Consider the following 12,089-nt stretch of genomic DNA (forward strand, 5'->3'; position numbering starts at 1 on the left):
GGGCTCAGCCGCGTTCCTCGACCTCGTCCCACAGGGCGCTGATCAACGGGCTCTTCAGGCGGCGGTTGAGCACGCACAGGCCCACGTCGTAGTGGGGCAGTTCCGGCTTGACCGGCAGGATGCGTACGCGCTCCACCAGCGGGCTCGCCTCCAGCACGATGCGCGGCACCACGCCGATCCCGAACCCCAGGCCCACCATGCTGACGATGGCCTCGTGCCCGGCGACCTGGGCATAGATCCGCGGCGTCACCCCGAGGGCCTTGAACCAGGTGTCGCTGACCTCCCGGGACAGCCCCGCTTCGGAGAGCACCATGGGCACGTCCCGCCACTGGTCGGCGCTGGGGATCCGCGGGTCGGGCGGCACCCAGGGCGCCCCGTCCCGCGGGGCGATGAACACCAGCGGCGAGCGAGTCAGCGACTTGAAGGCCAGAGCCTCGGGCAGCTGGCGGGGACGAGAGGTGATCGCCATGTCCTCGTCGCCGCCCAGCACCCGGGGCATCGACTGGGCCGGGTCGCCGGTGTGCAGCTTGAGCTCGATGCCGGGGTAGCGGGTGCGGAACTCGCTGAGCAGGTCGTAGAGGAAGCTGTAGCTGGCGGTGACCGAGCAGTAGATGCTGATCTCGCCGGTAAGGGTCAGCGCCTCGCTCATCAGCGACTGGCGCATCTGCTCCCACTGTTCCAGGGTATCCCGGGCATAGGCGTGAAAGCTCTGTCCATGGCGGGTCAGCACCACATGCCGGTTGTCGCGCTCGAAGAGCCGCACGCCGAGGCTCTCCTCGAGCTGGCGGATCGAGCGGGAGAGGGTCGAGGGGCTGACGTGGCAGGCTTCGCTGGCGCGGCCGAAGTGCAGGGTGTCGGCCAGGGTCAGGAAGTGCTTGAGGGGGCGCATGTCCATGGGCTGATTATTGCATAACTCGGGATGTGGTATTGCAAATATAGCGTTTTACGCAATGCGGGGCCTGGCGTAGAGTCGAGACATCGCCGGGTGAGACACCCGCGGCAAGACGCCCAGCGCCGCGACAGACGGCGCGGGTGGCCATCGACGCTGACACCGATCTTCCCTTTTTCTCTACAGGAGCACCCCTCATGCGCGTTTACTACGACAAGGACTGCGATCTCTCCCTCATCCAGGGCAAGCAGGTGGCCATCGTGGGCTATGGCTCCCAGGGCCACGCCCATGCCAACAACCTGAAGGAGTCCGGTGTCGACGTCACCGTCGCGCTGCGCCCGGGCTCCTCCTCCGCGGCCAAGGCCGAGGCCGCCGGCCTCAAGGTCGCCTCCGTGGAAGACGCCGCCAAGGCCGCCGACGTGCTGATGGTGCTGGCGCCGGACGAGAACCAGAAGGCCATCTACGAGCAGCAGATCGCCCCGAACCTGAAGCAGGGCGCCACCCTGGCGTTCGCCCACGGCTTCAACATCCACTACAACCAGGTCGAGCCGCGCGCCGACCTGGACGTGATCATGATCGCGCCCAAGGCGCCGGGCCACACCGTGCGTTCCGAGTTCGTCCGCGGCGGCGGCATCCCGGACCTGATCGCCATCCACCAGGATGCCTCCGGTGGTGCCAAGGAGCTGGCCCTGTCCTACGCCGCCGCCATCGGCGGTGGTCGCAGCGGCATCATCGAGACCACCTTCAAGGACGAGACCGAAACCGATCTGTTCGGCGAGCAGGCGGTGCTGTGTGGCGGCGCCGTCGAGCTGGTCAAGGCCGGTTTCGAGACCCTGACCGAAGCCGGTTATGAGCCCGAGATGGCCTACTTCGAGTGCCTGCACGAGCTCAAGCTGATCGTCGACCTGATGTACGAGGGCGGCATCGCCAACATGAACTACTCCATCTCCAACAATGCGGAGTATGGCGAGTACGTGACCGGCGGCGAGGTCATCAACGACCAGTCCCGCGAGGCCATGCGCAACGCGCTCAAGCGCATCCAGACCGGCGAGTACGCCAAGATGTTCATCAACGAGGGCAACAGCAACTACCCGTCGATGACCGCGCGTCGCCGCCTCAATGCCGAGCACCCCATCGAGCAGGTCGGCGAGAAGCTCCGCGCCATGATGCCGTGGATTGCCGCCAACCAGCTGGTCGACAAGTCCAAGAACTGATCGATCCACGCCGGTAGTATCGACGAGGGCGCGGCGAACCGCGCCCTCGTCGCGTTTGGTCATCGCGATGGCCGGTGAGTCATCGCCGCCCGAGTGTGTAGAATGGGGGCAACCCAAGCCGCAACGGATGTGAACGATGAGCCAGGACCCCCGCAACCGCGAGCACGAGACGGACGAGGCAAGTGACGACGACCTGGCCGCGACGTTCGTCCGCGAATCCGAGGTGGTCGAAGAGGCCGTGGAAGACGGCAAGAAGGTGCGCCGCAAGGGCATCTACCTGCTGCCCAACCTGTTCACGACCTCGGCGCTGTTCTCCGGGTTCTTCGCCGTGGTCGCCGCCATCAACGGCGATTTCACCGCCGCCTCGATCGCCATCTTCATTGCCATGGTGCTGGATGGCCTGGACGGTCGCGTGGCCCGCCTGACCCATACCCAGAGCGCCTTCGGCGCCGAGTACGACAGCCTCTCCGACATGCTGTCCTTCGGCGTGGCGCCGGGGCTCGTGGCCTTCACCTGGATCCTCCAGGATGTCGGCAAGACCGGCTGGGTGGTGGCCTTTCTCTATGTGGCCTGCGCCGCCCTGCGCCTGGCGCGCTTCAACGTCCAGCTCGGTAGCGTCGACAAGAAGTGGTTCATTGGCTTGCCGAGTCCCTCGGCGGCGGCGGTGGTGGCCGCCAGCGTCTGGACCTTCCACAGCTTCGATGCCGATGCCTTCGGCTTCAAGCTGCTGATGCTGTTCCTGGTGGGGGCCGCCGGCATCCTGATGGTCAGCAATATCCGCTATTACAGCTTCAAGGATGTCGACCTCAAGGGGCCGGTGCCCTTCGTCATGCTGCTGGCCATCGTGCTCGGTTTCGTGGTCATCTCCATCGAGCCGTCGGTCATGCTGCTGTTGCTGTTCGGTACCTACGTGGCTTCCGGTCCGGTACTGGCGGTGTGGCGCAAGTTGCGCAAGACCCCCTGATCCGGCGGCCTCACCGCGCTCCGAGACGCCCGCCCCCTGGCGGGCGTTCGTGTTTCGGGCCAAGGCACAGGACTATCCACAGGGGCTCGTCCGTGACGGGCTGTGGATAGCGGGAATCGGGGGCGTGAAGAATTTCTCCCCAAAGGGCTTGCGTCACCCCCGGAGAATCCGTAAAGTACGCATCCGCTGCCGGCGACGGGCAACGTTGCAGGCGGTGATGAGTGGCAGAAGTGCTTGTTTCTTCAAGAGTTTTTGAAAAGACTCGGTTGACAGGTTCGCCGGAAACGGTAGAATGCACGCCACTCGATCGGCAGTCACTCCACGACGGAATGACACTTCGGTCGCCCGGATCGCTTCCTCGGAAGCCATCGAAAAGGGCTTGACGCGAAACGCCGATCACGTAGAATACGCCTTCCTTGCAGGGCGCCGGGCCAGACGGCACGGCAACGCAAGATGCTCTTTAACAATCGATCAGGTAATTCATGTGGGCGCTTGTCGAGATGTCGGTGACCAGTCACTGAATATCAAGGCAAGCGACTCGTCAAACGAGACGTTTGAACCTTGAGCCAAGTTTGGTGCACTCAATGCACTATCAAGCTTTGAAACTGAAGAGTTTGATCATGGCTCAGATTGAACGCTGGCGGCAGGCCTAACACATGCAAGTCGAGCGGAAACGATGGAAGCTTGCTTCCAGGCGTCGAGCGGCGGACGGGTGAGTAATGCATAGGAATCTGCCCGGTAGTGGGGGATAACCTGAGGAAACTCAGGCTAATACCGCATACGCCCTACGGGGGAAAGCAGGGGCTCTTCGGACCTTGCGCTATCGGATGAGCCTATGTCGGATTAGCTGGTTGGTGAGGTAATGGCTCACCAAGGCGACGATCCGTAGCTGGTCTGAGAGGATGATCAGCCACATCGGGACTGAGACACGGCCCGAACTCCTACGGGAGGCAGCAGTGGGGAATATTGGACAATGGGCGAAAGCCTGATCCAGCCATGCCGCGTGTGTGAAGAAGGCCCTCGGGTTGTAAAGCACTTTCAGTGAGGAAGAACGCCTTCGGGTTAATACCCCGGAGGAAGGACATCACTCACAGAAGAAGCACCGGCTAACTCCGTGCCAGCAGCCGCGGTAATACGGAGGGTGCGAGCGTTAATCGGAATTACTGGGCGTAAAGCGCGCGTAGGCGGCGTGATAAGCCGGTTGTGAAAGCCCCGGGCTCAACCTGGGAACGGCATCCGGAACTGTCAGGCTAGAGTGCAGGAGAGGAAGGTAGAATTCCCGGTGTAGCGGTGAAATGCGTAGAGATCGGGAGGAATACCAGTGGCGAAGGCGGCCTTCTGGACTGACACTGACGCTGAGGTGCGAAAGCGTGGGTAGCAAACAGGATTAGATACCCTGGTAGTCCACGCCGTAAACGATGTCGACTAGCCGTTGGGGTCCTTGAGACCTTTGTGGCGCAGTTAACGCGATAAGTCGACCGCCTGGGGAGTACGGCCGCAAGGTTAAAACTCAAATGAATTGACGGGGGCCCGCACAAGCGGTGGAGCATGTGGTTTAATTCGATGCAACGCGAAGAACCTTACCTACCCTTGACATCGTGCGAACTTGGTAGAGATACCTTGGTGCCTTCGGGAGCGCACAGACAGGTGCTGCATGGCTGTCGTCAGCTCGTGTTGTGAAATGTTGGGTTAAGTCCCGTAACGAGCGCAACCCTTGTCCCTATTTGCCAGCGATTCGGTCGGGAACTCTAGGGAGACTGCCGGTGACAAACCGGAGGAAGGTGGGGACGACGTCAAGTCATCATGGCCCTTACGGGTAGGGCTACACACGTGCTACAATGGCCGGTACAATGGGTTGCAAAGCCGCGAGGTGGAGCTAATCCCATAAAGCCGGTCTCAGTCCGGATCGGAGTCTGCAACTCGACTCCGTGAAGTCGGAATCGCTAGTAATCGTGAATCAGAATGTCACGGTGAATACGTTCCCGGGCCTTGTACACACCGCCCGTCACACCATGGGAGTGGACTGCACCAGAAGTGGTTAGCCTAACTTCGGAGGGCGATCACCACGGTGTGGTTCATGACTGGGGTGAAGTCGTAACAAGGTAGCCGTAGGGGAACCTGCGGCTGGATCACCTCCTTAATCGACGACGTCGCCGGCACTCGGCAAGTGTCCACAATGAATTACCTGATCGGCCAGAGCAAAGACTGTTTGGGTATCGGCCCAGCGTGACCCTAGGGTTTTCGCTCAGTTGGTGGGAGCGCACCCCCTGACCTTTATGGAGAGGAGGGTGAGGTCGGCACGCCGACACGTTCCGTCAGCGGGTGAAATGGTGTTGGGTCTGTAGCTCAGTTGGTTAGAGCGCACCCCTGATAAGGGTGAGGTCGGCAGTTCAAGTCTGCCCAGACCCACCAAATTTGCGCAATACGTCGTTGCTTTCCACCTCGTGTAGCAGGCTACACGTCGGCGAAAAGCGCCTCGTCTTGCACAAATTTCCCTATAGACAACGGGAAGTCAGAGGGGCCTTAGCTCAGCTGGGAGAGCGCCTGCCTTGCACGCAGGAGGTCAGCGGTTCGATCCCGCTAGGCTCCACCACTCTCAACCCCCGACAGTCCTTGAAGTTTTAAGCTAGACGCTGAATGTGTCGCCTCGATGACGGGTGTTCACTTACAGCTTCCAGCTTAAAGCTTCCAGCTTTAAATGCTCTTTAACAATGTGAATCATGCTGACAAACGTTCTTTCGAAAGAAAGGACGCGAGATACGTCTCAAGCGTATCCGGCAATTGTCGTGTTGTCATCGCGGATCAGACCCCTTGGGGTTATATGGTCAAGCGATGAAGCGCATACGGTGGATGCCTAGGCAGCCAGAGGCGATGAAGGACGTGGAAGCCTGCGATAAGGTTCGGCGAGGTGGCAAACAACCTGTGACCCGGACATTTCCGAATGGGGAAACCCACCCAGGGTAACCTGGGTATCCCACACTGAATCCATAGGTGTGGGAGGCGAACCGGGGGAACTGAAACATCTAAGTACCCCGAGGAAAAGAAATCAACCGAGATTCCCCCAGTAGCGGCGAGCGAACGGGGACCAGCCCTTAAGCAGGTGACTGATTAGGCGAATGAGCTGGGAAGCTCAACGATACAGGGTGATAGTCCCGTAGCCGAAAATCTGATCCTGTGAAATCGAGTAGGTCGGGGCACGTGAAACCTTGACTGAAGACGGGGGGACCATCCTCCAAGGCTAAATACTCCTGGCTGACCGATAGTGAACCAGTACCGTGAGGGAAAGGCGAAAAGAACCCCGGAGAGGGGAGTGAAATAGATCCTGAAACCGTATGCGTACAAGCAGTGGGAGCCGATTCGTTCGGTGACCGCGTACCTTTTGTATAATGGGTCAGCGACTTATTTTCAGTGGCGAGCTTAACCGTATAGGGGAGGCGTAGGGAAACCGAGTCTTAACTGGGCGACCAGTCGCTGGAAATAGACCCGAAACCGGGCGATCTATCCATGAGCAGGTTGAAGGTTGAGTAACATCAACTGGAGGACCGAACCAGGATCTGTTGAAAAAGATTTGGATGACTTGTGGATCGGAGTGAAAGGCTAATCAAGCCCGGAGATAGCTGGTTCTCCTCGAAAGCTATTTAGGTAGCGCCTCACGTATCACCGCCGGGGGTAGAGCACTGTTTCGGCTAGGGGGTCATCCCGACTTACCAACCCGAGGCAAACTCCGAATACCGGTGAGTGGCAGCGTGGGAGACACACAGCGGGTGCTAACGTCCGTTGTGAAAAGGGAAACAACCCAGACCGTCAGCTAAGGTCCCGAAATCCTGGTTAAGTGGGAAACGATGTGGGAAGGCTCAGACAGCTAGGAGGTTGGCTTAGAAGCAGCCATCCTTTAAAGAAAGCGTAATAGCTCACTAGTCGAGTCGGCCTGCGCGGAAGATGTAACGGGGCTCAAACCAGGTACCGAAGCTACGGGTGCGTCGAATGACGCGCGGTAGAGGAGCGTCGTGTACGCCGACGAAGGTCTGTCGAGAGGCAGGCTGGAGGTATCACGAGTGCGAATGCTGACATGAGTAACGACAAGGGGAGTGAAAAACTCCCCCGCCGGAAGACCAAGGGTTTCTGTTCGACGCTAATCGGAGCAGAGTGAGTCGGCCCCTAAGGTGAGGCCGAAAGGCGTAGCCGATGGGAAACGGGTCAATATTCCCGTACCTCACAGTATTGCGATGGGGGGACGAAGAAGGCTAGGTGAGCCAGGCGTTGGTTGTCCTGGTGAAAGTCAGTAGGCTGGGGATTCAGGCAAATCCGGATCCCTAAGGCCGAGAGACGAGACGAACAGACTACGGTCTGGAAGTCATCGATGCCACGCTTCCAGGAAAAGCCTCTAAGCTTCAGATACTGTGGGACCGTACCCCAAACCGACACAGGTGGTCAGGTAGAGAATACCAAGGCGCTTGAGAGAACTCGGGTGAAGGAACTAGGCAAAATGGTGCCGTAACTTCGGGAGAAGGCACGCCGCATTAGGGTGAGGGTCCTCGCGACCGGAGCCCGACGCGGTCGAAGATACCAGGTGGCTGCAACTGTTTATTAAAAACACAGTACTCTGCAAACGCGTAAGCGGACGTATAGGGTATGACGCCTGCCCGGTGCCGGAAGGTTAATTGATGGTGTTAGCTTCGGCGAAGCTCCTGATCGAAGCCCCGGTAAACGGCGGCCGTAACTATAACGGTCCTAAGGTAGCGAAATTCCTTGTCGGGTAAGTTCCGACCTGCACGAATGGCGTAATGATGGCCACGCTGTCTCCACCCGAGACTCAGTGAAATTGAAATCGCAGTGAAGATGCTGTGTACCCGCGGCTAGACGGAAAGACCCCGTGAACCTTTACTACAGCTTCACACTGGACGCTGATGTTGCTTGTGTAGGATAGCTGGGAGGCTTGGAAACCCGGACGCCAGTTCGGGTGGAGCCGACCTTGAAATACCAGCCTGGCATCATTGGCGTTCTAACTCAGGTCCGTGATCCGGATCGAGGACCGTGTGTGGTGGGTAGTTTGACTGGGGCGGTCTCCTCCCAAAGCGTAACGGAGGAGCACGAAGGTACCCTCAGCACGGTTGGAAATCGTGCAATGAGTGCAAGAGCATAAGGGTGCTTAACTGCGAGACAGACACGTCGAGCAGGTACGAAAGTAGGTTCTAGTGATCCGGTGGTTCTGTATGGAAGGGCCATCGCTCAACGGATAAAAGGTACTCCGGGGATAACAGGCTGATACCGCCCAAGAGTTCACATCGACGGCGGTGTTTGGCACCTCGATGTCGGCTCATCACATCCTGGGGCTGAAGTCGGTCCCAAGGGTATGGCTGTTCGCCATTTAAAGTGGTACGCGAGCTGGGTTTAGAACGTCGTGAGACAGTTCGGTCCCTATCTGCCGTGGGCGTTGGAGATTTGAGAAGCGCTGCTCCTAGTACGAGAGGACCGGAGTGGACGTACCTCTGGTGTTCCGGTTGTCATGCCAATGGCACTGCCGGGTAGCTAAGTACGGACGGGATAACCGCTGAAAGCATCTAAGCGGGAAGCCCCCTTCAAGATGAGATCTCCCCGAGGCCTCGAGCCTCCTGAAGGACCCAGCAAGACCAGCTGGTTGATAGGTCGGATGTGGAAGCGCTGCAAGGCGTTGAGCTAACCGATACTAATTGTCCGTGAGGCTTGACCATATAACACCCAAGCGGTCTGTCGATGACAGCCGACAAGGGCCGGGTACGACGAGACGACTCGCGTCAGCATGATTCGCAGCCTTTTTCGCCTGACGACCATAGCGTGCGGGAACCACCTGATCCCTTGCCGAACTCAGCAGTGAAACCGCTCAGCGCCGATGGTAGTGTGGGGTCTCCCCATGCGAGAGTAGGTCATCGTCAGGCACTTATTTCGAGAAACCCCCGGTCGCGACAGCTGCCGGGGGTTTTTCATGTTGGGCCGATAGCACCGGCAAGGGACTCCCCATGGAGAGCAGCGGGGAGCTGCCCTCCGGATGGCCGGCCGCCGGAAGCCCGGCGCGCACATCGTCAGGCACTTATTCCGGAAAAGCCCCGGCCTCGAAAGAGGTCGGGGCTTTTTCACGTTCAGGCACCTATTCCGAGACAACCCCGCTGCACAGGCAGCGGGTTTTTTCATGGCTGGGTGGCGAGACCTCCGTCAGGGGAAAGGGGGAGAAGGCGCCACCGGTGTCGATTGGCAATCTCGGGTTCCGTTGGGTATAAGGGGGATCGCCTGCCCGGCAAGAGGGCCGGGCAGCGGCCGTTTCACTCGAGAGAAAGGAGTCTCCGTGCCATGATCCGACGTCACCTGACGGTCCCCGCCGTCGCCTTTGCCAGCGTCCTGATCACCCTTCCGGCCGTCGCCGGCGACGGTGCGTCCTGGTCCTACACCGCCGATCGAGGCCCGGAGCACTGGGCCGAGCTGTCCCCCGACTATGCCGCCTGCGGGATGGGCCACAACCAGTCGCCGGTCGATATCGCCACTCCGCTGGAGGCATCGCTGGACGGCCCATCCATCGAGTACTCGCAGACTGGCCGCCAGGTGCGCCACGATGGGCATACGCTGAAGGTCACCTTCCCGCCGGGCAATGCCATCGTGTACGAGGGCGAGCGCTATCGGCTGCGACAGCTGCACTTCCACGCTCCCGGCGAGCACCATCTGCACGGCCAGGCCCTACCGATGGAGGCCCACCTCGTGCACGAGGCCGAGGATGGCCGCCTGGCCGTCCTGGCGCTGCTCTTCGAGGAGGGCCAGGTCGAGCCGGCCCTGGAGGCCCTGCTGCGCCAGGCTCCCGCGACGCCCGGACAGCAGGTGACGCTCGACGCGGGGCTCGAGGCCGACGCCTTGCTGCCGGATACGGCGGAGTATTACCGACTGAACGGCTCCCTGACGACGCCGCCCTGTTCGGAGGGCGTCCTCTGGCTGGTGGCGAAGGCCCCCCTGTCGGCCAGCGAGACCCAGTTGCAGGCCATGTCCCGGCTGCTGGGCGAGGCCAACAACCGGCCGCTGCAGCCGTTGAACGCGCGCCGGGTCCTCGAGTAGCCCCGGCGAGTGTCGGTATATGCATACAAGCAGATATGGAATCGCGCAGATCCCGGTGGTCAGGCGCCGTCATGGCGGCTAGCCTGTGAGGAGAAAGTCGCTGGATACCGCCATCTCAGGAGGAGATACCATGAAGCTGCAACTGTTGCGTACCTTCGCGCTGTCACTGCTCATCGGCATGATGTCACTGGGCCTTGCCGCCTGCGAGGACGAAGGACCGGCGGAGCAGGCCGGAGAGAATGTCGACGAGGCCATGGATGAAACCGGCGAAAATGTCGACGAGGCCATGGATGAGGCCGGCGAGTCCGTCGAGGAAATGGGAGAGAACGTCGAGGAGGCAGCGGACGAATCGAGCTACTGAACGCTACCCCTCAGGAACGCAGAAGGCCGGGCAACATGCCCGGCCTTCTGCGTTCCTGAGGGGTAGCGCGCCCGGTCAGGCGCCGGGATTCTGCTCGATGCCCTGGACGTACCAGGGGGCCCCGTCGCGCAACTCGCGCACCAGGTGCCAGGTCTCGTTGAAGGCGTTCTGCTCGCCGTTCTCGGCGATGACGCCATGGAAGAGCACGGTGGCCTCGGCCTGGTTGCCGAGTTCCTGGACGCTGCCCAGCTCCGCGAACAGGCGGACGATCTCGGTGTGGTTGTTGGCCGGATGCTGGTCACGCTCCTGGCGCAGCAGGTTGTAGAGCTCGGGGGTGACGTAGTCCTGGATCTGCGAGACGTCGTTGTTGTCCCAGGCGCGCTGCAGGGTCATGAAGTGCTCCTTGGCGCCGCCCAGGAAGCGCTCGCGATCGAACCACGCCGGTTCCGCAGCGAGACCACTGGCACTGCCCGGGGCGCTGGCCTGGAAGGCCTGCGGCTGGCCCTGCGGCGCCTGGGGGGAGGAGGCCGGCCCGCCGGCCAGGGACGGGCGGCGTCGTGCGAACAGGCGCACCAGCAGGAAGATCGCGCCACCGATCAGCAGGAGGTCGAACAGGCGCAACTCGTCGAAGGCGCCACCGAAGAACAGCGACGCCAGCAGGCCGCCGGCCAGCATCCCGGCGAAGGGGCCGGCGAAGCGCGACAGGCCGCTCGAGGGCTTGCGCTGGCCGGTAGTGGTGCCGGTGGCGCGAGGGGGCGTGGCGGTGGCGGAGTCGGCCGAGCGGGAATAGCTGCCGAAGCTCTTGCCGCCTCCCAGGCGGCGAGCGTCGGCATGATCGACGGCCAGGCCGAAGCCCAGGACGCCGACGACGAGCATGATGAGAAGGTGACGCATCGAGGGATCTCCATTGGAGGCTGCGGGCAGCCAGCGGGCTTTCGAAGCGACCATTCTAGCGGCTAAGCTGAAGCCGGGCACTGTCTATCCGAAACTCATCGCGGAGGAATGCCATGCGCCTGAAACGGGAGGCGAGCCTGTTGCTGATCGTCGATCTGCAGGCCGGGCTGCTGCCGGTGATCGATGGCGGAGACCAGGCGGTCAGCGAGGCGGGCTGGCTGGGAGGCGTGGCCGAGGCCCTGGACGTGCCGGTGTGGCTCACCGAGCAGTATCCGGCCGGGCTGGGCGGTACCGCGCCCGGCCTTCTGGACGCGCTGGGCGAGCACCGGCGCTGGGAGAAGGTGCATTTCAATGCCCACGCCGAGACGGAGTTCGCCCGGGCGCTGGTCGAGAGCGGGCGTCACCAGGTCGTGCTGTGCGGTGCCGAGGCGCATATCTGCGTGCTGCAGACCGGCCTGGCCCTGCTCGAGGCCGGCTACGAGGTGGCCTGGCTGGCGGAGGCGACGGCGAGCCGGCGCCACGAGGAGGCGGCGCTGGCCCGACGGCGGATGGCACAGGCCGGCGCCCTGATGGTCAGCGCCGACATGGTCGCCTATGAATGGCTGGAGCGCTGTGACGATGCCGCCTTCAAGGACGTCCACCGGCGTTTTCTCAAGGGGCGCTCGGCGCGCCCCCTGCGCTTCTTCTAGTGGC

7 protein-coding genes, 2 tRNA genes and 3 rRNA genes are annotated in these 12,089 nt (G+C 61.5%); 10 read left to right on the forward strand and 2 right to left on the reverse strand.

The window, feature by feature from the left end:
- Positions 1 to 4: 4 nt before the first annotated feature.
- The gene (gene ilvY, locus OCT48_RS01735; protein WP_263591051.1) at positions 5 to 895 is read right to left on the reverse strand and encodes an HTH-type transcriptional activator IlvY; all 891 of its coding nucleotides are present in this window, start codon (positions 893 to 895) and stop codon (positions 5 to 7) included.
- Positions 896 to 1,086: 191 nt separating this feature from the next.
- On the opposite strand from ilvY, the gene ilvC reads away from it, so the two are divergent.
- From ilvC to OCT48_RS01780, 9 genes are all read left to right on the forward strand, one after another.
- Entirely contained in the window at positions 1,087 to 2,103 is a 1,017-nt protein-coding gene (ilvC, locus tag OCT48_RS01740) for a ketol-acid reductoisomerase (RefSeq protein ID WP_126485040.1), read from the forward strand.
- 136 nt (positions 2,104 to 2,239) lie between these two features.
- Positions 2,240 to 3,067, forward strand: a complete 828-nt coding sequence (gene pssA / locus OCT48_RS01745; RefSeq protein ID WP_263591052.1) for a CDP-diacylglycerol--serine O-phosphatidyltransferase — start codon at positions 2,240 to 2,242, stop codon at positions 3,065 to 3,067.
- Positions 3,068 to 3,669: 602 nt separating this feature from the next.
- Positions 3,670 to 5,207, forward strand: a 16S ribosomal RNA gene (locus OCT48_RS01750).
- 195 nt (positions 5,208 to 5,402) lie between these two features.
- A tRNA-Ile gene (locus OCT48_RS01755) sits at positions 5,403 to 5,479 on the forward strand.
- A 105-nt stretch (positions 5,480 to 5,584) separates the two neighbouring features.
- A tRNA-Ala gene (locus OCT48_RS01760) sits at positions 5,585 to 5,660 on the forward strand.
- Positions 5,661 to 5,890: 230 nt separating this feature from the next.
- Positions 5,891 to 8,778 (forward strand): 23S ribosomal RNA (locus OCT48_RS01765).
- A gap of 88 nt (positions 8,779 to 8,866) precedes the next feature.
- A 5S ribosomal RNA gene (gene rrf / locus OCT48_RS01770) occupies positions 8,867 to 8,982 on the forward strand.
- Together the 16S, 23S and 5S rRNA genes with 2 tRNA genes alongside form the textbook arrangement of a ribosomal RNA operon.
- A 409-nt stretch (positions 8,983 to 9,391) precedes the next feature.
- On the forward strand, positions 9,392 to 10,141 hold the full coding sequence (locus OCT48_RS01775) for a carbonic anhydrase (protein WP_263591053.1): 750 nt from the start codon (positions 9,392 to 9,394) through the stop codon (positions 10,139 to 10,141).
- A gap of 130 nt (positions 10,142 to 10,271) precedes the next feature.
- On the forward strand, positions 10,272 to 10,502 hold the full coding sequence (locus tag OCT48_RS01780) for a hypothetical protein (RefSeq protein WP_263591054.1): 231 nt from the start codon (positions 10,272 to 10,274) through the stop codon (positions 10,500 to 10,502).
- Between the two features lie 75 nt (positions 10,503 to 10,577).
- Here OCT48_RS01780 and OCT48_RS01785 read toward each other — a convergent pair whose 3' ends face one another.
- Positions 10,578 to 11,396 carry a Tim44 domain-containing protein gene (locus OCT48_RS01785; protein ID WP_263591055.1) on the reverse strand — a complete coding sequence of 273 codons (819 nt, stop codon included), beginning with the start codon at positions 11,394 to 11,396 and terminating at the stop codon, positions 10,578 to 10,580.
- A 113-nt stretch (positions 11,397 to 11,509) separates the two neighbouring features.
- On the opposite strand from OCT48_RS01785, the gene OCT48_RS01790 reads away from it, so the two are divergent.
- A complete protein-coding gene (locus OCT48_RS01790) occupies positions 11,510 to 12,085 on the forward strand; it encodes an isochorismatase family protein (RefSeq protein ID WP_263591056.1) in 576 nt (191 codons plus the stop codon).
- The last annotated feature ends 4 nt before the right edge of the window (positions 12,086 to 12,089 follow it).

Origin of the sequence: Halomonas sp. M4R1S46, assembly GCF_025725685.1 — a bacterium.
Taxonomy (GTDB): domain Bacteria; phylum Pseudomonadota; class Gammaproteobacteria; order Pseudomonadales; family Halomonadaceae; genus Halomonas.

What these genes read in the sequence shown, in the direction of transcription:
- ilvY (WP_263591051.1), bottom strand. Translation starts at nt 895, where the DNA reads ATGGACATGCGCCCCCTCAAGCACTTCCTGACCCTGGCCGACACCCTG.
- ilvC (WP_126485040.1), top strand. Translation starts at nt 1,087, where the DNA reads ATGCGCGTTTACTACGACAAGGACTGCGATCTCTCCCTCATCCAGGGC.
- pssA (WP_263591052.1), top strand. Translation starts at nt 2,240, where the DNA reads ATGAGCCAGGACCCCCGCAACCGCGAGCACGAGACGGACGAGGCAAGT.
- OCT48_RS01775 (WP_263591053.1), top strand. Translation starts at nt 9,392, where the DNA reads ATGATCCGACGTCACCTGACGGTCCCCGCCGTCGCCTTTGCCAGCGTC.
- OCT48_RS01780 (WP_263591054.1), top strand. Translation starts at nt 10,272, where the DNA reads ATGAAGCTGCAACTGTTGCGTACCTTCGCGCTGTCACTGCTCATCGGC.
- OCT48_RS01785 (WP_263591055.1), bottom strand. Translation starts at nt 11,396, where the DNA reads ATGCGTCACCTTCTCATCATGCTCGTCGTCGGCGTCCTGGGCTTCGGC.
- OCT48_RS01790 (WP_263591056.1), top strand. Translation starts at nt 11,510, where the DNA reads ATGCGCCTGAAACGGGAGGCGAGCCTGTTGCTGATCGTCGATCTGCAG.